At 43.6% G+C, this 24,401-nt stretch carries 25 protein-coding genes; 14 read left to right on the forward strand and 11 right to left on the reverse strand.

The genetic code is table 11. From position 1 onward, the window contains the following. Positions 1-326: 326 nt before the first annotated feature. Positions 327-653 carry a YbjQ family protein gene (locus V5G28_RS34765; RefSeq protein WP_096561195.1) on the reverse strand — a complete coding sequence of 109 codons (327 nt, stop codon included), beginning with the start codon at positions 651-653 and terminating at the stop codon, positions 327-329. Between the two features lie 257 nt (positions 654-910). Between V5G28_RS34765 and V5G28_RS34770 the strand changes: the two genes are divergently transcribed. Beyond that, positions 911-1,594 (forward strand): tetratricopeptide repeat protein, encoded by a 684-nt coding sequence (locus V5G28_RS34770; protein WP_332996126.1) that lies wholly within the window; start codon positions 911-913, stop codon positions 1,592-1,594. A gap of 2 nt (positions 1,595-1,596) precedes the next feature. Here the strand turns inward: V5G28_RS34770 and V5G28_RS34775 are convergent, their stop codons facing one another. Further along, positions 1,597-2,448 carry an ABC transporter ATP-binding protein gene (locus V5G28_RS34775; RefSeq protein ID WP_332996128.1) on the reverse strand — a complete coding sequence of 284 codons (852 nt, stop codon included), beginning with the start codon at positions 2,446-2,448 and terminating at the stop codon, positions 1,597-1,599. Between the two features lie 284 nt (positions 2,449-2,732). Beyond that, positions 2,733-2,927 (reverse strand): hypothetical protein, encoded by a 195-nt coding sequence (locus tag V5G28_RS34780; RefSeq protein WP_332996129.1) that lies wholly within the window; start codon positions 2,925-2,927, stop codon positions 2,733-2,735. A gap of 252 nt (positions 2,928-3,179) precedes the next feature. On the opposite strand from V5G28_RS34780, the gene V5G28_RS34785 reads away from it, so the two are divergent. Next, complete coding sequence (locus V5G28_RS34785; RefSeq protein ID WP_336231542.1) at positions 3,180-3,356, forward strand: hypothetical protein; 177 nt, start codon at positions 3,180-3,182, stop codon at positions 3,354-3,356. A gap of 66 nt (positions 3,357-3,422) precedes the next feature. Here the strand turns inward: V5G28_RS34785 and V5G28_RS34790 are convergent, their stop codons facing one another. After that, positions 3,423-4,262, reverse strand: a complete 840-nt coding sequence (locus V5G28_RS34790) for a 3'(2'),5'-bisphosphate nucleotidase CysQ family protein (RefSeq protein ID WP_332996133.1) — start codon at positions 4,260-4,262, stop codon at positions 3,423-3,425. A 245-nt stretch (positions 4,263-4,507) separates the two neighbouring features. On the opposite strand from V5G28_RS34790, the gene V5G28_RS34795 reads away from it, so the two are divergent. After that, a complete protein-coding gene (locus V5G28_RS34795) occupies positions 4,508-4,918 on the forward strand; it encodes a nuclear transport factor 2 family protein (RefSeq protein WP_332996134.1) in 411 nt (136 codons plus the stop codon). A 29-nt stretch (positions 4,919-4,947) separates the two neighbouring features. Here the strand turns inward: V5G28_RS34795 and V5G28_RS34800 are convergent, their stop codons facing one another. Then, the gene (locus tag V5G28_RS34800; protein WP_332996136.1) at positions 4,948-5,811 is read right to left on the reverse strand and encodes a sugar kinase; all 864 of its coding nucleotides are present in this window, start codon (positions 5,809-5,811) and stop codon (positions 4,948-4,950) included. Between the two features lie 174 nt (positions 5,812-5,985). Between V5G28_RS34800 and V5G28_RS34805 the strand changes: the two genes are divergently transcribed. The 3 genes from V5G28_RS34805 (at position 5,986) to V5G28_RS34815 (ending at position 9,751) form a co-directional block, all read left to right on the forward strand. Further along, positions 5,986-6,567, forward strand: coding sequence for an IS607 family transposase (locus V5G28_RS34805; protein ID WP_332996138.1), 582 nt, complete (start codon positions 5,986-5,988; stop codon positions 6,565-6,567). Positions 6,568-6,605: 38 nt separating this feature from the next. Next, positions 6,606-8,123, forward strand: a complete 1,518-nt coding sequence (locus V5G28_RS34810; RefSeq protein ID WP_336231543.1) for a transposase — start codon at positions 6,606-6,608, stop codon at positions 8,121-8,123. A gap of 95 nt (positions 8,124-8,218) precedes the next feature. Then, the gene (locus V5G28_RS34815) at positions 8,219-9,751 is read left to right on the forward strand and encodes an alkaline phosphatase D family protein (protein WP_442994323.1); all 1,533 of its coding nucleotides are present in this window, start codon (positions 8,219-8,221) and stop codon (positions 9,749-9,751) included. A gap of 91 nt (positions 9,752-9,842) precedes the next feature. Here V5G28_RS34815 and V5G28_RS34820 read toward each other — a convergent pair whose 3' ends face one another. Beyond that, positions 9,843-12,212, reverse strand: a complete 2,370-nt coding sequence (locus tag V5G28_RS34820) for a glycoside hydrolase family 31 protein (protein WP_332996144.1) — start codon at positions 12,210-12,212, stop codon at positions 9,843-9,845. Between the two features lie 305 nt (positions 12,213-12,517). Here V5G28_RS34820 and V5G28_RS34825 point away from each other — a divergent pair, with 305 nt between their 5' ends. The 3 genes from V5G28_RS34825 (at position 12,518) to V5G28_RS34835 (ending at position 14,007) form a co-directional block, all read left to right on the forward strand. Continuing rightward, positions 12,518-12,724: a hypothetical protein gene (locus tag V5G28_RS34825; RefSeq protein WP_332996146.1), complete on the forward strand. Its 207-nt coding sequence runs from the start codon at positions 12,518-12,520 to the stop codon at positions 12,722-12,724. Between the two features lie 124 nt (positions 12,725-12,848). Further along, complete coding sequence (locus V5G28_RS34830) at positions 12,849-12,980, forward strand: hypothetical protein (protein ID WP_332996149.1); 132 nt, start codon at positions 12,849-12,851, stop codon at positions 12,978-12,980. Positions 12,981-13,329: 349 nt separating this feature from the next. Then, entirely contained in the window at positions 13,330-14,007 is a 678-nt protein-coding gene (locus V5G28_RS34835; RefSeq protein WP_332996151.1) for a PEP-CTERM sorting domain-containing protein, read from the forward strand. A 518-nt stretch (positions 14,008-14,525) separates the two neighbouring features. Here V5G28_RS34835 and V5G28_RS34840 read toward each other — a convergent pair. The 4 genes from V5G28_RS34840 to V5G28_RS34855 form a co-directional block, all read right to left on the reverse strand. Next, complete coding sequence (locus V5G28_RS34840; protein ID WP_332996153.1) at positions 14,526-16,604, reverse strand: hypothetical protein; 2,079 nt, start codon at positions 16,602-16,604, stop codon at positions 14,526-14,528. Positions 16,605-16,640: 36 nt separating this feature from the next. Beyond that, positions 16,641-16,868, reverse strand: a complete 228-nt coding sequence (locus V5G28_RS34845; protein ID WP_332996155.1) for a hypothetical protein — start codon at positions 16,866-16,868, stop codon at positions 16,641-16,643. A gap of 194 nt (positions 16,869-17,062) precedes the next feature. Continuing rightward, positions 17,063-17,575 carry an orange carotenoid protein N-terminal domain-containing protein gene (locus tag V5G28_RS34850; RefSeq protein WP_332996157.1) on the reverse strand — a complete coding sequence of 171 codons (513 nt, stop codon included), beginning with the start codon at positions 17,573-17,575 and terminating at the stop codon, positions 17,063-17,065. Between the two features lie 502 nt (positions 17,576-18,077). Further along, on the reverse strand, positions 18,078-18,569 hold the full coding sequence (locus V5G28_RS34855; RefSeq protein WP_332996159.1) for an orange carotenoid protein N-terminal domain-containing protein: 492 nt from the start codon (positions 18,567-18,569) through the stop codon (positions 18,078-18,080). 374 nt (positions 18,570-18,943) lie between these two features. Here V5G28_RS34855 and V5G28_RS34860 point away from each other — a divergent pair, with 374 nt between their 5' ends. Beyond that, entirely contained in the window at positions 18,944-19,189 is a 246-nt protein-coding gene (locus V5G28_RS34860; protein WP_332996161.1) for a hypothetical protein, read from the forward strand. Between the two features lie 344 nt (positions 19,190-19,533). Here the strand turns inward: V5G28_RS34860 and V5G28_RS34865 are convergent, their stop codons facing one another. After that, positions 19,534-20,073 (reverse strand): DUF6335 family protein, encoded by a 540-nt coding sequence (locus V5G28_RS34865; RefSeq protein WP_442994319.1) that lies wholly within the window; start codon positions 20,071-20,073, stop codon positions 19,534-19,536. Between the two features lie 562 nt (positions 20,074-20,635). On the opposite strand from V5G28_RS34865, the gene V5G28_RS34870 reads away from it, so the two are divergent. The 4 genes from V5G28_RS34870 (at position 20,636) to V5G28_RS34885 (ending at position 24,371) form a co-directional block, all read left to right on the forward strand. Continuing rightward, positions 20,636-21,037 (forward strand): DUF2267 domain-containing protein, encoded by a 402-nt coding sequence (locus V5G28_RS34870; protein ID WP_332996163.1) that lies wholly within the window; start codon positions 20,636-20,638, stop codon positions 21,035-21,037. 83 nt (positions 21,038-21,120) lie between these two features. Beyond that, positions 21,121-22,212 carry a DJ-1/PfpI/YhbO family deglycase/protease gene (locus V5G28_RS34875; RefSeq protein ID WP_332996165.1) on the forward strand — a complete coding sequence of 364 codons (1,092 nt, stop codon included), beginning with the start codon at positions 21,121-21,123 and terminating at the stop codon, positions 22,210-22,212. Positions 22,213-22,394: 182 nt separating this feature from the next. Further along, positions 22,395-23,099, forward strand: coding sequence for an SRPBCC family protein (locus V5G28_RS34880; RefSeq protein WP_096564381.1), 705 nt, complete (start codon positions 22,395-22,397; stop codon positions 23,097-23,099). 102 nt (positions 23,100-23,201) lie between these two features. Next, positions 23,202-24,371 carry a zinc-dependent alcohol dehydrogenase gene (locus V5G28_RS34885; RefSeq protein ID WP_332996168.1) on the forward strand — a complete coding sequence of 390 codons (1,170 nt, stop codon included), beginning with the start codon at positions 23,202-23,204 and terminating at the stop codon, positions 24,369-24,371. Positions 24,372-24,401: the final 30 nt, after the last annotated feature.

Genomic DNA, 24,401 nt, shown 5'->3' on the forward strand with positions numbered 1-24,401 from the left:
AGTTTTAATACCTTGATCAAATTGAAAAATTGTAATGAGAATTTACAAAATTTCAAAAGAGCAATTAGATGAAACTAACTTTTTTTAATTATAGCTCTATTTTTTTAATTACAGTTAATCTATCATTTAATAAATATCAAAATAGTTATTAGTAAACAGTTATGAGTGAACAGATAATAACTATAGAAATTCCATTTAATTTCAGAAATGTTGTTAATGGTTGTTTAGTACTTAGTCGGTAGTTGGAGCGTTGTTTACCACTACCGACTACCCACTATCAGTCATAACGAGTCAGTTCACAATATTTAGAATTGCTGTAATAACTGCTAACGCAGTTTCACAGCGGTGCCTGTGGCAGTAATCAGTATGAGAACACCTGATTGGTCAACATTGATTGTGCCAGTATCGACTTCAATGCCAATAACCGCATCTGCTCCTAAACGTAATGCCCGTCGCTCTAATTCTTCTAAAGCCTTGCGTTGACCCTCCTCAAAGAGGCGTTCGTAGCTACCCGTGCGTCCACCGATAATATCGCGGATGCTAGCAAAAAAATCTCGCAGGAAATTGCTACCATAGACCACTTCCGCCGTTACAATGCCTAAATATGACTGGATGATGGTTCCTTGAATCACATCGGTCGTAGTTAAAATCATACATTTGCCTCAAAAACATAATTGTCAGTTCATACTGCTGTTTGGATTTTCAAGCGTCGAAGCAGATACCTCAAAAGCAGAGTATATGAAAAATGAATGTTAATTTCCTGTAATTTCACACAACCAAAGGAAAATTATCGTAAATATTTTGTAAAAGTAAACAAATAGAGTTTGCAAAAGCAAATAGATCTGTTTTAATAGACAATCAACCACGGAGATTGTGGAAAAAAGTTGCAGAAACTTTCAGGTAATTTACTGTGTACAATCGAACATCATTGATAGTAAGTGTTCTCCTAGTAGGAAGCTTTGTAGCAACAATACCTTTGGTAGCTCACGCTCAAGAAGCACTACCGCAACAGCAAAGCAGCCAGGAGTTAAAGGGACTTTTGGAGGAAGGGCGGAGGCTGGTAGATAGTGGTGATTATAATGGTGCGATCGCCATCTATCAAAGAGCTGCTGCTCTAGAGCCAAAAAACGCCACGATTTATTCTGGCATTGGCTATCTCTACGCCCAACAAGGGAATTTTCCTGCAGCACTACAGGCTTACCGTCGTGCTGTTGCCCTTAATCCTAACAATAGCGATTATCAATATGCTTTGGGTTATGTCAGTGGCAATTTGGGAGATAACAGAACCGCCAAGGAAGCCTACCGTCAAGCGATACAAGCTAACCGGAGTAATGTCAACGCTTATATAGGGTTGGCTACAGTCCTGTTGCGTTTGGGAGAGAACAACAATCTGAAATGGGCATACGAACAAGCTGTCAACCTTGACCCGAAAAATCCTCAAGTCTATGAGTTGCGGGGTAATATTTTAATGAAGCAGGGCAAATCAAGAGAAGCAATTACAGTGTTTCAACAAGCCCGGGATTTATACCAAAAGCAGGGTATGCAGGACAGCGTAGCAAGGGTAGAAGCCGTACTCCGAACTTTAAGGGGGTAAGATTAGTCCAACTTGCGTCCCGTGAGTTCAACGAAAATATCTTCTAAGTTAGAGGGACGTACCATCATCCCTGTTTTATCATTTTGTTGATTTAGGTACAAGTTTGCATCTTCCAAAGTAGGGAAAAAAAGATATTCCCAACGGTCTCCTGTTTGCTTCATGACCAAACCTTCGCCATGAGCGGAGCGCAACTCTTGTAGGGTGCCAAGAGAAATTAATCTACCACTATCCATAATGCCAATGCGATTACATAAATACTCGACCTCATCCATATAATGAGTCGTAAGCAGCATTGTCATCCCTTGCTTGTTCAAATCCCGAATAATCTCCCAAAGACGTCGCCTTGTTTGGGGGTCTAGTCCTACCGTCGGTTCATCTAGAAACAGAATTTGCGGTTGATGTAACAACGCTCTGGCTATTTGTAGCCGCCGCTTCATACCCCCAGACAAGGTTTTTACCAAGTCATCGCGTTTGGTTGCGAGTTCAACATACTCTAGCCATTGATGAATCAGCCGCTGTCGCCCAGGATTAGCAATGTGATGTAGCCTGCCGTGCAGCTCCATATTTTCCCATACTGTTAAATCGTCATCCACACTAATTTGCTGCAAGACAACGCCAATATGCTGCTTTGCTAATATCGATTGCGACACTACATTATAGCCAGATACCTCTATCTGTCCCTGGCTTGGTTTCGTTAGGGTGGTCAACATCCGAATTGTCGTAGATTTCCCCGCACCATTCGGACCAAGTAAACCAAACATTTCTCCCGCATTGATCGTGAATGACAGGTCATTGACCACGGGAATTTTATTGTAAATCTTGTAGACGTTTTCTAGGTGAACAGCAACAGTCATGGATAGCTTGGCAAGAGAGAACTTGATCGCCTGTTGTGACCATTGTGCCAGAACAGAAGGCTTTACTCTATTTATCTATATTTATTTTTTGTAAAACAAACAAATCCCCTGCCCCGTATACTATTATGGGGCAAGGGGGGTAACAACTTACAAACATTTCAGACATTTCAGAAAACGCGCTCACATCAAGTTGTTGACATCACTCTCACAAAACTAACTAGGATATTCAAAGGAAAACTAAACAGCAATTTCTTATACTAAATCAGCTACTTGGAGCACGTACTTCAGTTGCTTTTGCCAATATATTTTCCATTGGAAGTCGCATCCTCACCACAAGAACTGCTATTCTTTGGTAAGGTTTGTACGGGCTGAGAGGGTTCAAGTAACTTGAGATGATTTGTGTTTGACGTTGATTCTACATGAGCAATGATGTCCCTAAGTCGATCATTGACTACTGTTGGTCGATGTTCTCTTTTCATACGTTCCACTCCTAAAATAGTAGATCACCCAACTGACAACAAATAGTGGAAACCTTCATTATATCTCAATTCAAGATTTCGTTAAGGTACATTAGAGCGAACTATTAAATTGCCCTACTTGATGATCTATCACTATCAAGTGCTTTAGCTATGACATCTGTAATACCATTTGCTTTTTAAAAGGTTAAGAAAAATTGAGTTGTTTTATATATATAGAAATATTATTACGTTTCAAGAACTCATATACTCTATTTGATAGATGACAGAAAGCCGGACTTACGCACTATTAAGGCTGATTGTTTGCTATTAGCAAAAATAAGTCGTCTTTTTCGAGACAAGAGCGATGGTACGTACCATTTGATACTTGCCAGTTTCTACATTTTCTGGCGTCGCTTCTACATCATCAAGGCTGAGGCAGATGACTGGTAGTTGGTGAAAAATGGCGTAAGCTGAAGAAAAAGCACCAATGCTGTAAGCTGTGCCTACTAAATAGCCCTAAAGCTGTGCTAAGATTTTTTCAGCTTGCTGACACAACACCTCGTGATACTGACCGTTGCTTGCAAGCAAACCACCCCATTGACTCACATCACCAGTGTTATATTGCAACGGCGTACCGTCAAAATGAGTGAACTTGCCACCAGCTTCTGTCAGAATTAGTTCTGGGGCAGCTATATCCCAATCTTTGGGGGCAGACGTACCAGAAAGAGAAATATAAACATCTGCCCGTTGTTCGACAATTGCTGCAATTTTGCCACCCACACTGCCAACTGCTTTCTGATTTTGACATGGTAAGTGTTGTAGTAGGTAATTTAATCTTTGATTGCGATGACTGCGACTCACAACTAAGGTTAAATCTTCGATACGTTCCCGTGATGACACTTGTAACGCTAGACTTTTCCCATCACGGGTTTCCACAAAAGCACCGCCTCCCTTGATGGCATAGTACAGCTTTTGAGCTTCAGGTACTGCTACTACAGCAAGCACTGGGCGTGTTTCCTGCACTAAGGCAATGTGAATTGCATACTCCCCAGTTTTTTCGATAAAGTCTCGCGTACCATCTAATGGGTCAATGATCCACACCGATTCTTGTTTTGCTTGTTCGACTTTGTAAGTTTCTTCGCTAATGTAGGCAAAATCATCATGACCTAAAGCCGCTTGCAGGTTCTCTAAAATGTAATTATTGACATTTACATCTGCAATTGTGACAGGCTCATTCTGTTTATACTGCACTTCTAGATTGTTGTCGCCAGTTTGATGGTAGAAAGAGCGCAGTATATCTGTTGCTCCCCAACCTACGGAACGAGTGAGTTCTAAGATTTTTTCTAAGTCTTTCATTAATTGCCTTCTCCTCTTATCTGTCTTGAGTGTTTAACGGCTATGTAATCCCCATATTCCAAAACTGAGGAGTGTTATACCGCACAGTACGGTATTAAACTTTGTACAAAAGGCTATCCCACGACTTGTAGGATACCATGACAGGTAAGCGTGTTATATTAAACCGTTACCTAGGAAGTCACATTCCCAAAGGATAGCTCGACTGTACTCTGTTGGATAAATAGTTAAGCTCGAGAAAATTACGCATGAGAACACCAAAGCAAGTGATTAGTGCGTGGGTGGACGCTATGAACGTTCACGATGCAGACGCCGCAGCCGCACTTTACGACGAAGATGCTGTGAACATTCAGATTGCTATCGGGACTCCTGTTGAGGGAAAAAGCGCCATTCATAGGGATTTTGTCAACTTCTTCCGTTCAACACCAGACACTTACACCCACATCGAAAACTTATTTGAGGATGGAGAGTGGGCTATTCTTGAATGGTCTGGCGGTGGTACATTCATTGGGGATGGAACGGAATTAGGCACAGTAGATAAAAAGTACACTTTGAGAGGCTGTGGCTTCTTTCATGTCATAGATGAGAAAATCCGCTTTCAGCGTGGGTACTGGGACAAGCTTACCTGGTTTAAGCAAGTTGGACGAACAATAGACTGAAAATCTAATACTTCGTTTAAAGTGAAAATTTACTGACGGGAATGCATCCAGCGGCGTGTGCCAAAAAATTGACAGGAAAAAGAAGCAATCTGCGCTGCTTGCTTTAATGCAGTGGGAAAACTTTCCCGTAAGATGTAATGACAAAAAGCACCGTGGAAAATATCTCCAGCCCCGAGTGTATCAACGGCTTGTACTGTCGGCACATCTATAACACCAGCTTTACCATGTTGGAGGTATCGAATGGGTTTTTCTCCATGAGTGATGGCGATGTGGGGAATACCAACTCGACTCAGATAGGTAAAAACCTCATCTTCAGTATGGCAGTTAGGGGGATAAAAATTAGCAGAACAAAGAGCATAATCTACATAGGGTAAGACTTTGTCAAACCCGAGTTTCCAACTACCGCCATCGATCGCAACTGGGATATTCTTAGCTTTTGCCATTTGGGCAATTTGATTCCCAACAGTCATCTGATGTCCATCAATCAAGACTATATCAACGTTTTGCAAAATATCTGGCGGTACAGATTCGCTGGTTGCTTGAGTTTTGACGGCGTTGATGGAAATAACTGCCCGTTCACCAGTTGCTTGGGTGACAATAATAGAAGAAACTGGCGGCGCGTTTTGGGTAGTGGGGTTAAGGTCAGTTATTAAAACTTTGTGATTTGCCAAATCTCCTTTAATCAACTGCGTCATTGGGTGAGAACCTATGACACCCAACACTGTAGCTTGATTGCCCAAATGACTGAAAGTGACAGCAGCGTTAGTTGCTGGGCCACCTGCGGTTACAGTATAGTCAGCAGCGACTAGCTTCTGGTTATTCTTGGGGGGAGACTCAGCAAGGTAAATCAAGTCCAAGGTGACTAAACCGACAAATAGTCCATGTTTTTCCATTTTTGTGCGGTAGGCGAGATATCTGCCATGATTGAATTATCTGTGGTTCCTAATAGTTAATACAGACTTTTGCAAAAAGTCTAATTTATGGCGGGCAAGATGCCCACCCCGTGTGATTTAGGTGGTTTTAATTAGGAGTAAAATGGAGTAAAACGTATTATTTAACTCCATTTTATGCAGTATCTATCACCGCAACAAGTTTACAAACAATATGGCTTTCACCCTAAAACCCTAGCTGATTGGGCAGACGCTGGAAAAATAGACTATATACGTTCCCCTGGTGGTCACAGACGCTATAGCCAAGCTTCCTTAGAAGGCATTAAAGGCAGAACTGACAACCGAAAAGTAGTTCTATACGCCAGAATTTCAACAAGTGGTCAAAAACCAGAACTTGAGAGCCAAATTACTTATTTAGGTAAAAACTACCCTAACTGTGTTTGTATTTCTGAAATTGGGTCAGGGATGAACTTTAAGAGGAAGAAGTTCATAGCTCTATTGGAGGATGTAACCAAAGGGTTGGTTAAAGAAATAGTTGTCGCGCACAAAGATAGATTAGCTAGATTTGGGTTTGATCTCATTGAGTGGTTCTGTCAGTTACATGATTGCACTATTACTGTTCTCAACAATACTGAACTAAGTCCTCAACAAGAGTTAATGCAAGACTTCATGAGTATCATGCACTGCTTCAGTTCAAGACTGTACTTTTTACGTAAATATGAAAAAAAGATTGAAAAAGAGGTAGTCAATTTGGAGTAAAACGCAGTAAAGTGTAGTTAATGTAGTTGGCGACACCGATGGTACGAAAGAAAGTAGTCCAAACAACTGAATATACAGTTACTAGGATTGCCTACTCTGTTGGTGACATACCAGACGAGTTAAGTAAGGTGGCTGACAGCTTAGGCGACTTACGTTCTGAGTTATGGAACAAATATGGGTCGCTGCAAGCTTGGGGAATTGATAAAAATACAATTATTAAGAACATCCGGAATACCCCAGAGCTAAAAAAACTATACGGTGCAGAAAGGTTCAATCTTAGCTCTGAGATATGGGAAAGAACTGTACAAGCTGTTATTGATGATATTCATGCAGTTCAAGAAGCAGCTAAAGTGCAAGTTATTCGGAAAATATACTCTACCTTTAAACCTGAAAAAAAACAGGTGGTTAAAGGGAAGAAAACAATATTAGTAGATAATCTAGAAACGTCATTCAGAGATGAACTTATCAAAAGTCTCAATTCTCAGGAGTGGCAACAATACCCTTTAATTAGTCGTTGGGTTAGACAATATTACAAACGTGGTCATACTTGGGTTGATAACCAAATTGTAATTAACGCTACTGGTAATACCATGAAAGGTAAGGTGTCTCGCAAGGGAAAAGTAACTACTTACCAAATACCTGGTTTTATGGATGGAAAGAAAGTAGCGTGGATATCTATGCCCATCCTTACTGGCAGGGTTACACCCAAGGCAGGACGCCTACGTTTTCTAATCAATAACTCCGGAATTGTAGAACTTCATTACCCTAAAACAACTAAGATTGAAGTCAGCCCTAACAAGGATAGCTTAGGAGTTGATAAGGGGTTTACTGAAGGCTTTTACGGTAGTGATGGCATAGCTTACGCTGAAGGTTTAGGAAGCGTTATTAATGATGCTTCTGATAGAAGAACCAAGAAAAATAAGAAACGTCAAAAGTTATTTGCTATCTCAAGAAAAGTTGACCCTGCACGGAGGCAACGAATCTTAGAAAATAACTTAGGGCGCAAAAAGGCGGGTAAGCTAGATAGTAAAAAACGTTACTACATCACTCAGCTTATTCGCACTGATACTAATAAAATATTTGATTCTTATGGCGAAGTAGTAGCCGAAGACTTAAGTAAATATATAAAAGGTAAAAACAGAGCTAAAGCTGTAAACCGAAGGTTAAATGAATGGAGCAAAGGTGAACTACAAAAAGCATTAGATGAAATATCTCTCCGAAAGGGTGGAGTAGTTAAATTAGTCAATCCTGCATATACCTCACAGGTTGATCATCGCAATGGTACGTTACTAGGAAAACGTCTGGGAGATCAATTCTTGACCTTCGATGGGGTGGTATTGCAGGCTGACCAAAATGCAGCGACAAATATCAAGATTAGAGGGTCGGACCTTCAAATAACTAGGTTTATGAAGAAGGAACAGATTCATAGATTCTTGCTAGAACGTACTGCATTATTCCTTGCAGAGCTAGGTCATAGTTTGGAGTCTGCTGTCTCAATGGGATGGTTAGATGAAAAGCACCATCCGCAAGGTAAACCGCCACGGCGTAGGCGGTAGGGTCTAGAAACGGTGTCCTAAGAGAACTGGTGCAATGTTTATCATCACAACCAGTTGCTACTGTCAATCAGACCGCGAAACAGACGAACAATCGTATATTTTGGGGTTTACTCCGATTTACTGCGATATGTTGTTACGCCAGAAGAGTTAACGCCCAGCCTACATTCTCTGCTTATCCATTTAGTTTGGGTGTCGCTTCCGGAGATCCACTACCAGACAGTGTGATCCTGTGGACACGACTAGCACCAGAGCCACTCAACTCAGGAGGCGGAATGCCGCAGCAGAGCTTCAGAGTGCAGTGGCAAGTTGCCAGGGATGAAAATATGCAACAAGTTGTCCGCAATGGCACAGCCATAGCAACTCCAGAGTTTGCCCACTCCGTCCATGTCGAGGTGCAAGGACTAGAGCCTGAACGCTGGTACTGGTATCAATTTCGAGCAGGCAATGAAGTGAGCCAGATTGGTCGGACTCGTACTGCTTCACTTCCTGGCGCTCCTCTTTCTCAGCTAAACTTTGCGTTTGTCACCTGCCAAAAGTGGGAAGATGGTTTCTACTCTGCCTACCGCAACTTAGCAAACGAAGAGCTAGATCTCGTCTTCCACTTAGGTGACTATATTTACGAATATGGTATCGACTCTACAGGTGGTGTACGTAATGTGTCGTTACCAGAGCAGTTTCAGCAAGAGACAAAAACTCTAGAACAGTATCGCCTGCGCTATGCTCTGTACAAAACTGACCCAGACTTACAATCATGCCATGCCTTGTTCCCGTTTGTGGTCACTTGGGACGACCATGAAGTAGACAACGACTACACTGACGATCTCTCAGAAAAAAACGACCCAGTTGAAGATTTCCTTAAGCGACGAGCTGCTGCTTATAAAGCTTACTACGAGCATCAGCCCCTACGCCGATTCTCCGTGCCACGAGGACCGGATATGCTCCTTTATCGGCGACTAGCTTTTGGAAATTTAGCTGAGTTTAGCGTGCTTGACACGCGACAGTATCGCAGCGACCAACCATGCGGTGACGGCGAGACGCCCCGTTGTGAGGCAGCATTAGATCCAGCAAAGACAATGACTGGGGACAGGCAAGAACGTTGGCTGTTTGAGGGTTTGGACCGTTCCCAAACACGCTGGAACATCATTGCCCAGCAAGTGCTCATGGCGGAGTTGGATCATAAGATAGGGGAGGGCGAAATCTTTTGGAACGACTCTTGGGACGGGTATCCCCTTGCACGCAAGCGCATCCTCAGCCATATTGCAGACCGAAAGATTGCCAATCCGGTTGTGATCACTGGGGATTGGCACTCTACATTCGTTAATGACCTGAAACTGGATTTCAAAGACCCTAACTCACCGACTGTGGCTAGTGAGTTCGTCACCCCCTCGCTCACTACCAACGGCGACCGAATTGTCTACGGTCCCTACTACGGTCCAATGATCCCAGAGAATCCACATATTAAGTTCTTCGATGGCGATCGCCGTGGCTACTTCCGAGTCAACCTCAACCACGAACGCTGGCAAACAGATCTGCGTTTTGTCACAACCGTAAGCCGTTCGGACGCACCGATAAGCACCTTTGCTTCGTTCGTTGTCGAAAATGGTCGCCCGGGCGTTCAAAAAGCATAAGACTGGAACACTCATCAGTGAAGACTCCGCTCTTTACCTTGTGGTACAAAGCGCGGAGTCTTCACTGCTATTTTTTGAAAATATTTAGCTTTTAAAACTTCAAAGTACGTGGTTTCCCATCGTCTTGAAATTGCTGCTCACCAACTCCCACAAGTTCAACTATCACCTCACGCGGCGATGGTGTCCATTCTCCCTCTCGCGCTCCAATTTCCACAATTGTTTGTTCTCCATCAGATGAAACACGGTAATTTATAGTTGCAAAAGCGCCCTTTTGGTACTCAAATGTATGTCCATCATCTTCGTAAAGTGTAAATTCACCAGTACCAGGGAAAATGCGTAACCTTAGCTGCTCAAGTGGATGTTCATCAACATATTGCATGACAGGTTGCATGGGGATAATCGCACCAGCACGGACATAAAACGGCATTTTTTCCAATGGTGCATGAGCAAGGATATGAACCGGACCAGAGTAACTCTCACCAGTCCACCAGTCATACCAAGTCCCTTCAGGTAAGTACACGGCGCGATGCTCAATACCAGGACGGTAAATTGGTGCAGCCATGAGAGAGGGACCAAGTAAAAGTTGGTCGTAGAGCGTGTAAGTTTTCGGATCGTTGGGGAAATGGTAGAGTAATGGTCTTAGAATGGGCGCTCCTGTTGTTGCTGCTTCCCAGAAGAGGGTGTAAATATATGGCAGCAACTGGTAACGCAGATTAATGTATACTCGACAAATTTTCTCTGTACGCTCTCCGAAAACCCATGGCTCATGACGAGCTGTACTCATAGCCGAGTGACCGCGCATCAAGGGGTAGAGCATTCCTACTTGCATCCATCGAGCGAATAATTCAGCGGTGGCGTTACCTGCAAATCCACCGATATCGCAACCTACAAACGCGACACCAGAAAGTCCCATGTTACACAGCATTGGCAGGGACATTTCTAAATGTTCCCACAACGACTGATTATCGCCCATCCACACCGACGACCACCGCTGCACTCCTGCAAAACCAGAACGAGTCAGCACAAAAGAACGCTCATTTCGGCGCAGTCGTTGCAAACCCTCCGCAGAAGCTCGCGCCATTGACAAACCGTACAAGTTATGTACTTCCGCATGAGTCGCCCTTTCCTTAGATGAGGGGGATATTGCTCCCTCATCTCCCCCATCTCCACCTTGAGGTGCATCCAGAGGAAACCAGATTTTATTACCACCATCTCCAAAAGGGCGATCGTCTATGGCTGGTTCGTTCATATCATTCCAAATTCCTGCAATACCAATATCTGTCAGGGTTTTGTGTAAGTCACCCCACCACTGACGCACATCGGAACGTAGAAAATCAGGAAAAACGGATTTTTCGGGCCATACGTAGCCGTGAAATAATCGTCCATCGGCTTGACGCACAAAATAGTCGTTTTCTATGCCTTGGTCAAAAACATCATAGTTGGCTTCTGGTTCATACTTCACACCCGGATCAATGATTGTCACTGCTTTAAAGCCAGCTTCTGCCAAATCACCGATCAATTTTGCTGGATCGGGGAAGCGTTTGGGACTCCAGGTAAACACGCGATAGCCCCGCATATAGTCAATATCGAGGTGGATAACATCGCAGGGAATGCGGCGATCGCGAAATTCCTGCGCCAGTTCGCGCACGACGACTTCCGACTCATAACTCCAGCGACATTGGTGGTAGCCCAGCGCCCATTTCGGCGATAGCGGCATTCTACCAGTTAGCTGGGTGTAAGTGCGGAGAATTTCGGCAGGTTCGGGACCATAAATCATGTAATAATCCAACTCGCCGCCGCGAGTTTCCATTTTCCAGCTTCCCGGTTTCTCTGCACCAATGTCGAACTGACTCCAGAAAGTTGTGTTGAAGAAAATACCGTATCCTAGTTGAGGACGCAAGGCAATAAAAAATGGAATTGCCTGGTACATTTCATCAGTCAGGGAATTGTAATCTAAGGCATCAACCGTCCAATTCGTTTTGACTTCGCTGAGTTTATCGAGAAAGCCTGTACGTTCGCCAAAGCCGTAGAAATGCTCGTCAGCTTCTATGTGTTTCCACGCAGCAACTGCACCCAAACGCCAACCCATACCCATGTCTGCATCTTGGGCAAAGGGACGACCAGATTTGTCGAAGCAGGTGATACGGCAATTTTGCCGTTGTACACTCACACGTATTTGCTCTGTTTCAATTTCTACTGTTGCGTCAGTTTCCCGCACCTGGAAGGGTATAACTGCCCATTCTGTATCATCCGATGCGATCGCCCAAGGACAGCGGCTTGTAAATTCACCACTTGGTGACATCCGCACTCGAATTAAATTTGATGCTAGCACGCTGATGACTACGCGTGAGTCACCACACTCAAGGTTGATAGTGCGTTCATCCCAATGTACGGCTTGCACTGTACCGATGGTTGTCCAAGGTTGGTCAGTTGTGGGCAGTTTTCCAAAGTATTGCGGCATGCATCCTCCAACGTAGACGGCTGATAACAACAGCAACTGTAGTACAGCCTACCATTGGGTACAAACCTACTGATGGATGAATTAGTGAATACTTTGTTTTTGATTTTCTTTCTAAACTGAATCTAAGTACCTGTAGGTGGAGATTCTCTTACCAAAGTTGTTTAAAGATATCTATTAAATCATTCTTAAAATATTTTTTTATCTTCCTAAAGTCAGAAGTTTAGCCTTTCGAGACTTGTAAATATTTAAATTGTTAACTTTACTAAATCTATTATTTTGAAAGATTAATGCACGAAAGGCTATTAATGTCGCTTAAGGAAAAAGAGGAATTTTTCCATATAGAACTAGTCAAACATGGTGTGGAATACCACAAAGCAGCAGAAGTTGCCAGGATTATAGTCTCTGGAAAACCTGATGAACTTTTAACCGACAAAGAGAGACAACTTGCTACGGAAGTTTGCAGAGAATGGGTAAAACAGCGCCAACGCTTGGCTTTCATATACGGACAATAGAGTATAAAGCAATGCCCTATATTGAGTGCATAGGTAATTCTGACGTTGGTAGCTCTGGACATTTTTATGTTGCTGTGGAAGAGGCGATCGCCCCAGATGAATTAAGTTGATTGACGGTATACCGATGGTTCTTGTTGAGGATCGGCGATTGCTCAAAGACCCTATGCACAAGGCGCAGCTCCAGGAAGAAGACATCCTAATGGTTGCACGCCAATTGCAAGGGCTGGAGAGCAAAATTAAGAATGGATCAAATTAAATACGCGGTGCTTGAACGCAGCGGCGGGATTTCAATTATTCCAAAACAGGAAAGTTAAGCTTTTTATATAGTCAAATATCATCTTCCATTTGGCTTATTTTTCTAGTATTCGCAAAAACTTGTCAAATATTTAGAAATATTGATTTTTTTTTAGGTATTCTTACAGTTGTTAATATCTAAAAAAGATTTCTGCTAGATTTTTAGTGTTATATAAATTTGCACCTTAAAGTACCGAGGAAACAGCCAGGTTCCATTGCGAATAGACTGCGGGGATACGTTCACTGTGACGGTTGAGGTGTACCAGCAGTCATTGTCACACCATTGTTATATTGGATACCAAAAATTGAACATGACTAAAATAGCAACCAAGATAGTGTTTTCTGCTTTGGGAGTCACAGGAATTAGTCTTTTGTCTTCTTTCACACCAGCAAGCGCCGTCATTTTGGTCGAACCCCTCGTGACGACACAGAATGAAGACATATTAAGAACGAGAAACCCAAGAGCGCTTGGACCAGAAATAACACCTGGGCTAGTCATAGAATATGGTGTCCCAGATGTAGCAAACAACCTCTTAAACGCTACTGGGCAAGATATAGGAAGCTTGGTTTTTGAATTACAAACACTGTCATATTCTAATCCAAATTCCACTCCACCCTTCAATAATGAGCCAGTGCAGTGGGGAGATGTTAATGGAGATGGCAAGATTGGTTTTTCTAATGTTCCTGGTCTCAATGATATTTTTACAAACGTTACCGTTACGGATAACGTCCTCACTTATAGTGGTGGTGTCATACCCAACGGAACAGTGTTTTTCAATCCATTCTCTAGTCAGCCTGATTTACGCCCAGGTCGTGGTATCATCCCACCAGCACCACCAGCACCAGCAGATCAAGATGGACCCATCCGCGTGAAAAGCTATTACACTGCTGTTCCCGAACCAACTGCTGCCTTGGGTTTACTGTTGCTTGGTGGCATAAGCTTAGCTTCAAGATTACAACGCAAGCTTAAGCAGCAAACTCATTCGTAATTAAATGATTACAGCGCTTATTCTATAGACATCTCCAGAAATGAATTATGCTGTTGGCGAATTCATAGGAAGTCAGACCCACCAAGCCTCGTTTCCAGGCTCCAGCCTGGAAACGCCGTCATGAGAGACTCTTGCCTCTCGTGTTTGCAGGAGGCAGGAGCCTCCAAAAAAAGCATTCCCAGGCAAAACCTGGGAACGAGGGATCGTAAGGTGGGCATTGCCATAAAAGCTTATGTGATTGACATTTGAGACATTAGTGGGCAATGCCCACACTACAGAAAATCACTGTAATTTATCAATGAACCGCTTTAGCCCTCTTTTCAAACGGGGCTAAAGTGGATCTCAAATGTTCCACTTAAAAAGCTATTGATATTAGACATCTCCAGAAATAAATTATGCGTTGTCTACAACCCTTGTAGAGACGTGCCATGGCGAGCCAGCGCTATGCAGGAGGGTTTCCCTCGTGCCGGCTCTGGCGTCACGTCTCTACATTGTTTTTTGGAGAGGTCTATGAGTAATTACCTTTTAGCTTGTACTGGCACAACTTCTGGGTCATCATCAAGTGACAGGAGAAATTCAACCAAATCAGTTTGGTCTTGAGTGGAAAAACCAGCCTGTTTATCCACCCAGTAATTGTGCCCACTACCGTCTGCATTGGACTTTTGCAAGTCAGGATGAGCGCGGTTAGCTAAAACGACTTGTCTACGTAAGTTGCGGTCTACAAGTACCCGCAAACTCGCACTGGGATCTGGTAAAATCCGGTTTAACAAGGTGCCTGGTATTCCCAACTGGTCACGATTAACAATCTCATAGTCATCTTTCTCCACTTTCAGCGCTTCTGATCCTGCTGCAGCACCGCCATCATGTAGATACGGTGCGGTGACGTGAAGTCCAATCAAGCTAGGAACTTTGTAACCGCCTGCGTTGCCAATGGCAAAAGCAAGTTTAAAGTCTTCTTCTGATGTGATGTCTGTGGGAACTTCTAGTACAGGCGGGTTAGCTGGCAGGGGAACTGACACGTTACTGGGATATGTTTGCGGTGCCACGAAGTTGCGGGCGACGGGTGCTTGTGCCTTTGCCCGTGAAGGCTGAGATTTGATTTCCTGTTCGGCAATGACATGATTGTTAGTGAAATACCGCCCACTATGACATTCAACGCACCCAGCCTGTGTGAAAATCGCTGCGCCGCGCTTCACCGCGTCTGAGTTGGTAGATTGATTTGGCGGCGGTGCGAGCGAGTTTTGAAACGCTGACATTCCATTGAGTTGTGCGGCAACTGGCATTCCCGGTGAACTTGCCATCAACCCATCAAGGATAAATGGTGAACCCTTCGGGTATCCTGGCATGACAATCACCTCGTTGATGATAGGTGTGCCAGGAGTTGGGTCATTTTTCAGGAAAAATTCCGATGGTTTAGCACCTTGTGGCAACCTAAACATTGGATTGGCGGCATTTTGCAGAATAACGCCTAAATACGTATCTTTATCAATGCCTAGCAGCTGCTGGCTAGCATCAGCAGTTGATGTCTGGTCTGAGTTTGTCCCATGAACGTTGCTGTTGAGTGAAGTCAGTCCGTGGAACCAGCCAATCGCAGAATTTCCACTCCAGCCGTAGGGGTATGCACCGAAAGTATAGGAAGATGGATTTTGAGAGGGATTGTTGTTATTGTCCGGGGTTGAGTCAAAGTTGCCAGGTGCCCAAGTGAGCAATTGTGCGTCTACAGCATCTTCTAAAGCTTTTGCATCTGGTAGACGTGCTTGGTTGTTGTTGGATTTGATGTAAGTATGTTCACCACGGCGAATTGTCAAAGGATTAACACCAGTTTGCCGGAACCATGCTGCTGAGTTACTGGCTAATGCGACAATTAAGCCTGTATCAAGGTCGTTGTTGGGTGCGCCTTCGAGGATGCGTCCGGTATCTTTATCAACAGTGGCATGGCATGCCGCGCAGGTGATACCAATGCGAATTTTACCGTCGTTGATGTGGGTGATAATTCCCAATGGAACGAGGGAATTAGCGGGAACGTCGAGCCCGGTGTTGAGGATATCGCCTTCTTTAAAAGTGCGATTACCCACCTTCATATCCCGATCCATCGTCACTTGCAGATTTGTTGTAGGCTTACCGCCAAGGGCTAATATTGCTTTCGTCAAGTTGCCGATATTCATTGGACCATCTAAGGCACCAGTGACATCAGTCAAGAAAACCTCATTCCCAAAGGTTTCTGTATAAAAAGCTTTGCGCCCGATATTTATCAAATTCTCAGTGATCGCAACCGCTCCATTATCTGCTGAGAGTTGCTGTTTACCTTCTTCTGTTTTTAGCAAACTTGCTGCTTCATCCTTACTGATAACCTTACCCAGCACATCATACGAGCCAATCTCTTGGGCTGTAGGCTGCGTCAGGGGTGTATACGTGTTATTAATACTTGGCGTTCCTGGCAATGCAATGTCAATTTGGTATGCCCAAAACCCAATAAAGAGAATCAAGGCAAGCAGTATAATAACCCCACGCAACCGCGTGAAACTTTGAAGAAATCTAACTTTCGGCGCTTTCGAGTTATTAGCTTCGTTTTCGGTTTGCTCTGGGGAAGACAACATGATACCTATATTGAAAATGGGGGAGATAGAGGGACTTTAAAATCCTCGACCACAGATAGAATCAACAACTGCGGCTGGCTGACTACTATTGCGATCTCGACATAGCAAAGTTTGAGCCAAACGTTGCTGGTAATAGTATTGATGAGCAATCCAGCCAATAGGCGTACCAGCAATAGTACCAATAATCAGACCAGTAATCAGACTATAAACAAGATGCTTTCTTTTGATAGTATTTGCTCTAACAGCAGTGTCTTGTCCTAACATAAAACTCTTCTTAGATACGAATTTTCAAGAATTTTCAAATAGTGATAGTTAAACAGATATAGGTAGGGCACAGCCCCACCTACACTTCTTTGATTTCTTTGAGCACACAGTACTCTAGAGGAAGCCTCTCTCTGGGAATCTACCAGAAGCTTCAGAGCAAGCGTCTAGAGAACTTAGAATGTTTTAAGAATGTTTTAAACCACCTGTGTCAGAAAAGACACTAATTCATCAGTGTTCAGAGCTTGGATGGAGTTCAACACAATTGTGACTTGCTCAGTAGGTGTCAACTCACTTAGACCGCCAATGATATTGCTTCCCAATCCTTGTGCTAACAGATACCAGAAAGCTATCCTAGCTTCAGCGCTCAATGAGCTATACTCATGAGCAGGAATTGTAGTTCCGCCGCCAGTAACAAGTTCACCCAGCGCCTTGCTTGGGTTTGGATCGAGGACCGTTGCATTTTGGTCATTTTTTTCTGCTCCTAGGAAGTCACGCAGAGCAGATAGCTGATTTTCTTGGGACAGTTGCTGAACTCGTGTTACCAAATTTGCAGCATCTTGTGTTGGCAAATTATTTGCAGCATCAGCGGGAACTGATTGAGCAATGTTGCGGTAGATTAACCCCAGCACTAGTAGCTGATCGTCGATAATCAAACCCTTAATTCCTCTTACAGCTTCTTGTACGGCATTGACATTTGTAGAAGTCATGAAACCTCCTAATTGGTAATAAATTTTTAGTGGCTTGAGAAGGTTAGCAACATAAATAAATTGAATTGCTAACATTCTTTCTGCGTATCATTCACGTAAGCCTAGGATAAATTAGTAACAAATCTGTTCCTAGAATGGCGACATTGCTTTATGTTGTGAAAATCTTTCTGCTAAAGCAACAAAGTAGAAATATTGACTGCTCTTGCTCATGCCTCTTCCAAGATTAAAGATTTAAGTCATCACCAAATCACTGTTAAAAGATAGAAATTTTATTTGAAAAAAATATTTTTATACCTGTCTAAAGAGAGATAAAATAGGTACGAGAAAATTAGAAAATTGAAAATTACCAAGTCAAAGGCGTGACGGCTATTATTAGGGTGTAACTACTCGAGTGATAAATATAGATAAACACAGAGTGAATAGAAGATGTTAACTCTGTGCTTATCTATGATTTTTTATTTGCTATTTGGCAAATAAAATGCTACTTTAAATTCTGGAAATTTTAAATTTCGGCACCTGGTTTGGGTTTAGCACCGAATGGCGCGACGTAATCGCGGAAAAGAGTAATTTGCTGTTCAAATTCAATTTGCTTAATTCTGTTGAGCAGCTCTTGAGATTGGGAGGAAAGCTTATAGTCAGGAGGCATAGGAATGATAGTAGCGTTTTCCATGCCTTGAGCTAGGCGATACCAAAACAGTAGCTCGGTAGTATCGCCTATTGAGCCATACATCCGGGTATATTGATTATCTACCTTGTTAATCAAATCGCGCTGGAACTGCAACTGTTCTTCATGGGATAATTCCTTAATTTGATTGAACAAACCGTCAGCAATATCTGAAGAAACAGTGCTAGCTCCGGGCGCTGCGGGGGTAATAGATTTGCCCATTTCTTTGTAAATGAACCAAAACAAAGCTAGCTGTTCATCTACATCTAAGCCTTGCCAAGCTTGGACAATTTCGCGAATAGTTGGGTCGTTCGTTTGAGTAAATGTCATAAAAAACCCCGATTGCAATTAATAACCAACAGTAGCAAGATTATCAAACGTGCATTTGGTGTTTAACCCCACTGAAGACAGATGTATCGAAATCAAAGAGAAGAACAATTAGAAAACGAAGAATTCAGAAATCAGGAGCCAGAATTTACAAGAGTTTTGTATTTCTGTTGTCATCAGTCATAAGAAAGGACTCAAAATCCAAACGTAAAACTTAAAAGGGCTTATTTCTTCTGGATTCTGAATTTTTGAGTGAATTGTTATACCAATTAAAAAAATAATTCTCACAGGTGAATTGACAGAACCGAGACCCAGAAAACACAAACCTATCCACAATCTAAAATCCAAAATCCAAAATTGTATTACGAGGTTGAAACGTGGATAGACGTTTACAAGGAAAAGTAGCCATTATTACAGGTGAGACAGCGCTGGTATCGGGGAGGCGATCGCCTGTATATGCGCAGAACATTCCTTCGGCGAAACCTTCTCCCCGATCGCACGCTGGAGGCAACCAAGGTGTGCCTGGTTGGCGCATACGGCGCTCCTCCGGAGCATCGCCCACAAATTCGCTAAAGAAGGAGATACACTATTCTGGTTACGCTCTCAACCCAAGGGCGAATTAAGCCTTGACCACTCGTGTGAAGGACTCGAAAATAAGGAGACAAAGAGTCTGATGTAGGAAGGAAGAAGAAAGAATGAAGAGAGAAGAACTTCTTTATTCTTCTTTGTTGTTTCTTTGTTGCTTAGTACAGAATTTCACAAGTTAGTAACGAATTAATTTCAGAAAGGCTCTGCGTTACTCTGCGCTGACTCCCTATGGCTGACGCCACGCCTGACGGCGAACGGGTTAACCAGTCGCCTGCTGTCGGAAAACCCTCCTGCATAGCGCTGGTTCACCGCGTCCCTCTGCGTTTTAAAACGCTACGAATGCGTTTAAAAAAGTTACGAACTTATGCAATGCCCGTACTTAGTCCCTTCTGTCTTCATAATCTGGCGAGGACATTGGGTCTAATTCCCAACGCCTGTCGTCGCGCTGCTCAAGTATTTCCGTTGTGCGTAGAAAGGCTTGATCCTCCATTTCTATACCAACAGCAGCACCAATTTCATCAACAATATCTTGATCGGGAGTAGGAGCGGTACCACCAACAGCCTCATCACCTACCATTGATTCCAGTTCCCAAGCCGCATCGATATCCCCCCCAGTCAGTTCTGGGCTGCCACCAATTTCATCCTTCTCTACTCTAGCAACTTGTTCCCAAACAGCATCCTCATCTGCAGCAGTTAGCCCTGGGCTGTTTACTGTATATTCTGCCCACTCAGATGGCATAGCTCCTGCACCGGTGAAAGGTTCCGACTGGTCTTTAACACCAGTTCCGTAAGATTCGGTAACTACCTGTGGCAAATCATCCGTTTCAAGTTCAATATCACTATTTTGCTGTGCTAAATCTTTTTTTTCTGCCATAATTCTAGCCTTTGCTGCATCCTCACGATAACGCTTTCTCTTCAAAGGGTAGTCTTCCTAGAGAAGTATGACTTTAGGGGTAAAAGAATTTCTTCCTTAAGAATGAAGAGAAGCTAGCCATTGCTGCCTAGTCTTGTATGTATAAATTCAGGTTATAGCCACTTCATAAAAGGTTATGAGTTCAGGAAGTAGAGGTTAAGAAATGGTTTCTTCTGCTAACTACCACAATTTTAACTCATAACTTTTTTTGCGATTTCTCGTAAAACAAAGATAGGAAACAATCAATGTATCACTTTAGAAAGAAAAAAGATATATCCCTTAAGATCGACGAAATAAGAGCTTTTTCAGCGTAATAATAATGAATACATGAATTCATGGTCGAGTGATAAGGGAGTAGCGTTTATGACTTGGGGTCACAAATACTTTGTCAAACCCCAACTCATGACTCCTAACTATTTTCTAAGACCAGCTATCGAAAAATGAGTTACCTTCCTAATAGCTGTAAAAAAAAATAAATACTTAATATTTAAAATTATTTAAAAATACTGAAGACTTCAACTTGAGCAAGCCAAGAATTTAGCCAAGAATTTAGTGACGGAGGCAGAAAGTGAAATACGGCGAGTTTATTAAACACGTTCAAAGTGTTGGTCAGTTGAATTCTCGTGAAGAAGCAGAACGCGCAACCCGTACCACACTAGAAGTTATCAGAGAGCGTATCGTTGGCGACGAAGCAAAAGATTTAGCATCACAGTTACCTCAGGAACTGGGCGAATATTTGCGTGGGCGAGAAGGTGAAAACGGTCAGCACTTTGAGTTACAAGAATTTATCAAGCGCGTCAGTGAGAAAGAAGGTGTAGAGCCAACGGCAGCGGTCATCCACGTCCGGTCTGTCTTTGAAGTACTGAGAAACGCCGTCACACCTGGGGAATTTGAAGATTTTCAGGCAAATTTCACAAAAGACTACGCGGAACTGTTCCCAACATCGCCAACAAGTGAAGTTCCTGCTTAGGAACGTAGTAAGCAGTTACTACTAGCCAAAGGCATCATACAACCAAATATTCAATTAGAAGTAGATATTTACAAGGAAAGTCAATGGTAAGTAATCATACAGGTAAGAAAAAAGTTGCTATCCTCATTGAAAACTTTGTAGAGGATGCAGAGTTTCAAGTCCCTTACAACGCCTTAAAGCAAGCGGGAATGGAAGTGGTTGTCCTCGGTTCCCGTGTGAACGAAACTTATAAAGGCAAACAAGGAAAACTTTCCAAGCAACCTGATGGCACAACAACCGAAGCGATCGCTTCTGAATTTGATGCAGTGGTGATTCCTGGTGGTATGGCTCCTGATTATATGCGGCGCAACCCCAACACAGTCAGGTTTGTGCAAGAAGCAATGCAGCAAGGAAAATTGGTAGCTGCAGTTTGCCACGGACCACAAGTTTTGATAGAAGGCGATTTGCTCAAAGGCAAACAAGCCACAGGCTTCTTGGCTATTCGCAAAGACATGATTAATGCGGGAGCTAATTATATAGATGAGGCTTTGGTCGTTGATGGGAATTTGATTACTTCACGTCAACCTGGAGATTTACCAATTTTCACCACAGCTCTATTGAGTCGTCTGGGTTATGGTGGCAAAGATGCAGCTTTACCAGATGAGCGAGATCCAAGAGCAGAATGGTGGAAACTGGCTGATGCATGGGGTGGTTCTACCAAGGGTGAGATTGTCAAAGCTTTGAATACAGCTCTTTCCGGTGAGCGTTATTCTTTGGAAGCGCTGCAAAAGTACTCTGATAAAGAATCCGATGCACAAATAAAGTCTCTGTTCCAAGAGTTGATTGGCAATAAGCAGCAGCACATCCAATTTTTGGAAACGCGTCTGGATGAATTGGGTGAAAAGCCTTCTTTAACAGCAAATCTCGCCAACCAGTATGCAAAGGTTAAAACTGCGCTTACAGGAAGTGACGATATTTTTCAGCTGCGTTCTGCTTTGGGCGATGCGCAAACTGGTATCGGTGATATCGGCAACTTGATAGCAGCAACAACCGACCCAATATCAACTGCAATTTTTACACAAATCCACAAAGATCTGTTGACGTACGAGCAGCGACTTGTAGAGTTGTATCGCTCGCGAGTGGGTTCACAAGTGAAGCCTGCTCAACCGACTACAGGGGCAGCTGTGTCAATGTAATGTCTTTGTGGAACGAACCACGTAGGCGCAAAGAAAAGGACACTTCCGTGCAGGGGTTCCCCCCGCCCTTGGAATGTGCCCGTAGGAACAACTTAAAGAGGGGATGTTTGCGCCTTAATGGTTCGTTTTTATTGTAGAGACGTGCCATAGCGTGTCTGTACAAAACTAAAGGAGAGAATAACGTGGCATCAACATCGGAGAATCAGCAGAATCAAGGTCAGACGGAAGCCAGTGAAACTGAGCGTTGGGCTTCATTAATTGGCGGTGGTGCAATGGTCTTAATGGGCTTAAGTCAACGCTCCCTCAGGGGGGTGTTGACGGCTGTGGCGGGTGGCGGTCTGATTTATCAGGGTGCTACAAAACAAAGCACGATCAAGCAAGCACAGCAAGCAATCACGGGTAGCGTGAGTCAAGCGATCAAAGTTGAAAAGACGGTAACGATTGATAAGCCAGCTTCGGAGCTTTACCGCTTTTGGCACAACTTTGAGAATTTGCCCAATTTTATGAAGCATCTCAAGTCTGTGAAAGTGTACGACAACAAGCGTTCTCACTGGATTGCAACTGCGCCTTTAGGCGCAAGTGTGGAATGGGATGCAGATATTATTGAAGACCGGGAAAACGAATTTATCTCGTGGGCTTCAGTAGAAGGTGCAGACGTTGACAACTCGGGTTTTGTCCGTTTCAAAAAAGCGCCTGGTGACCGTGGGACTGAGGTCAAGGTGGTTATGGAATATAACCCGCCTGGTGGAGCATTGACTGCTACTTTCGCTAAACTCTTCGGCGAAGAACCAGAACAGCAAATTGGTGATGAATTGCGCCGATTCAAGATGTTGATGGAAGCAGGCGAAATTGCCACTAATGAAGGACAACCGAGAGGCAATAGCTAGGGACAAAAGGAGTGAGGGAGAGAGCGAGGGAGAGAGGGAGGGAAAATTCTCCCTCTGTGACTCCTCCCACCTCCCCACACCCTTATACAGGAGAACGCTTAAATGAAGGCAGTATGTTGGCACGGCGCTAATGATGTGCGGGTGGAGACGGTACCAGATCCGAAAATTCTTAACCCGCGTGATGCTATTTTGAAAATAACGTCAGCAACCATCTGTGGTTCTGATTTGCACATCTATGATGGCTACATCCCGACGATGAAATCAGGTGACATTATTGGTCACGAGTTCATGGGGGAAGTGGTCGATATTGGTAGTGAAGTTAAGAAATTGCGAAAGGGCGATCGCGTTGTCGTCTCTTCAATTATCGGGTGCGGTCAATGCCATTACTGCCAACGTCAGAAGTGGTCGCTGTGCGATAATTCCAACCCTAATGGTTGGATACAAGACAAATTATTTGGGTTTGGTACATCAGGGATTTTCGGCTATTCCCATGCTTTTGGAGGCTATGCAGGAGCCTTCGCAGACTACATACGGGTGCCATTTGCTGATTACGGTGCTGTGAAAGTACCGCAAGGCATTCCTGATGAAAAAGTGCTGCCCATATCCGACGCCTTCCCCACCGGCTATATGGGGGCGGAAATGTGCGATATCCAACCCGGTGATATCGTAGCAGTTTGGGGTTGCGGTCCTGTGGGGCTGTTTGCCATGAAAAGCGCCTATATGCTGGGTGCAGAACGCGTCATTGCTATCGACCGATTCCCCGAACGCCTCCAAATGGCTAGAGACTTCGCCAATGCAGAAACTATCAACTATGAGGAAATGGATGCAGGCGAAGCCCTCAAAGAAATGACGGGTGGACGTGGTCCTGACTCTTGTATTGACGCCGTCGGACTTGAAGCACACGGTATGGGTCTAGAAGGATTCTATGATGAAGCCAAGACAGCGGTGAGGCTAGAAACTGACCGCCCCCATGTGTTGCGGCAAATGATTCTAGCTTGTCGCAAAGGTGGTACTCTTTCAATCATGGGTGTTTACTCTGGCTTTGTGGACAAAATGCCACTGGGTGCAGGCATGAACAAAGCTTTGACCTTCAAAATGGGGCAAATGTTCGGTCAGAAGTATATGCCCATGTTGTTGGATCATGTTTTGAATGACAAAGTTGACCCATCTCGCGTTTTCACCCATACCTTACCCCTTGAACAAACAAAGCAGGGCTTTGAGCTTTTCAAGCACAAGAAAGACAACTGTGTCAAAGTTTTGCTTAAACCATAAAGCTTGTTAGTAGATAGTTTTTAGTTGTCA

The sequence above is a fragment of the Scytonema sp. PRP1 genome (genome assembly GCF_036697665.2).
In the GTDB taxonomy this organism is placed as follows: domain Bacteria; phylum Cyanobacteriota; class Cyanobacteriia; order Cyanobacteriales; family Nostocaceae; genus Kalymmatonema; species Kalymmatonema gypsitolerans.

What these genes read in the sequence shown, in the direction of transcription:
- V5G28_RS34765 (WP_096561195.1), bottom strand. Translation starts at nt 653, where the DNA reads ATGATTTTAACTACGACCGATGTGATTCAAGGAACCATCATCCAGTCA.
- V5G28_RS34775 (WP_332996128.1), bottom strand. Translation starts at nt 2,448, where the DNA reads ATGACTGTTGCTGTTCACCTAGAAAACGTCTACAAGATTTACAATAAA.
- V5G28_RS34780 (WP_332996129.1), bottom strand. Translation starts at nt 2,927, where the DNA reads ATGAAAAGAGAACATCGACCAACAGTAGTCAATGATCGACTTAGGGAC.
- V5G28_RS34790 (WP_332996133.1), bottom strand. Translation starts at nt 4,262, where the DNA reads ATGAAAGACTTAGAAAAAATCTTAGAACTCACTCGTTCCGTAGGTTGG.
- V5G28_RS34795 (WP_332996134.1), top strand. Translation starts at nt 4,508, where the DNA reads ATGAGAACACCAAAGCAAGTGATTAGTGCGTGGGTGGACGCTATGAAC.
- V5G28_RS34800 (WP_332996136.1), bottom strand. Translation starts at nt 5,811, where the DNA reads ATGGAAAAACATGGACTATTTGTCGGTTTAGTCACCTTGGACTTGATT.
- V5G28_RS34805 (WP_332996138.1), top strand. Translation starts at nt 5,986, where the DNA reads ATGCAGTATCTATCACCGCAACAAGTTTACAAACAATATGGCTTTCAC.
- V5G28_RS34810 (WP_336231543.1), top strand. Translation starts at nt 6,606, where the DNA reads ATGGTACGAAAGAAAGTAGTCCAAACAACTGAATATACAGTTACTAGG.
- V5G28_RS34820 (WP_332996144.1), bottom strand. Translation starts at nt 12,212, where the DNA reads ATGCCGCAATACTTTGGAAAACTGCCCACAACTGACCAACCTTGGACA.
- V5G28_RS34825 (WP_332996146.1), top strand. Translation starts at nt 12,518, where the DNA reads ATGTCGCTTAAGGAAAAAGAGGAATTTTTCCATATAGAACTAGTCAAA.
- V5G28_RS34830 (WP_332996149.1), top strand. Translation starts at nt 12,849, where the DNA reads ATGGTTCTTGTTGAGGATCGGCGATTGCTCAAAGACCCTATGCACAAG.
- V5G28_RS34835 (WP_332996151.1), top strand. Translation starts at nt 13,330, where the DNA reads ATGACTAAAATAGCAACCAAGATAGTGTTTTCTGCTTTGGGAGTCACA.
- V5G28_RS34840 (WP_332996153.1), bottom strand. Translation starts at nt 16,604, where the DNA reads ATGTTGTCTTCCCCAGAGCAAACCGAAAACGAAGCTAATAACTCGAAA.
- V5G28_RS34845 (WP_332996155.1), bottom strand. Translation starts at nt 16,868, where the DNA reads ATGTTAGGACAAGACACTGCTGTTAGAGCAAATACTATCAAAAGAAAG.
- V5G28_RS34850 (WP_332996157.1), bottom strand. Translation starts at nt 17,575, where the DNA reads ATGACTTCTACAAATGTCAATGCCGTACAAGAAGCTGTAAGAGGAATT.
- V5G28_RS34855 (WP_332996159.1), bottom strand. Translation starts at nt 18,569, where the DNA reads ATGACATTTACTCAAACGAACGACCCAACTATTCGCGAAATTGTCCAA.
- V5G28_RS34875 (WP_332996165.1), top strand. Translation starts at nt 21,121, where the DNA reads ATGGTAAGTAATCATACAGGTAAGAAAAAAGTTGCTATCCTCATTGAA.
- V5G28_RS34885 (WP_332996168.1), top strand. Translation starts at nt 23,202, where the DNA reads ATGAAGGCAGTATGTTGGCACGGCGCTAATGATGTGCGGGTGGAGACG.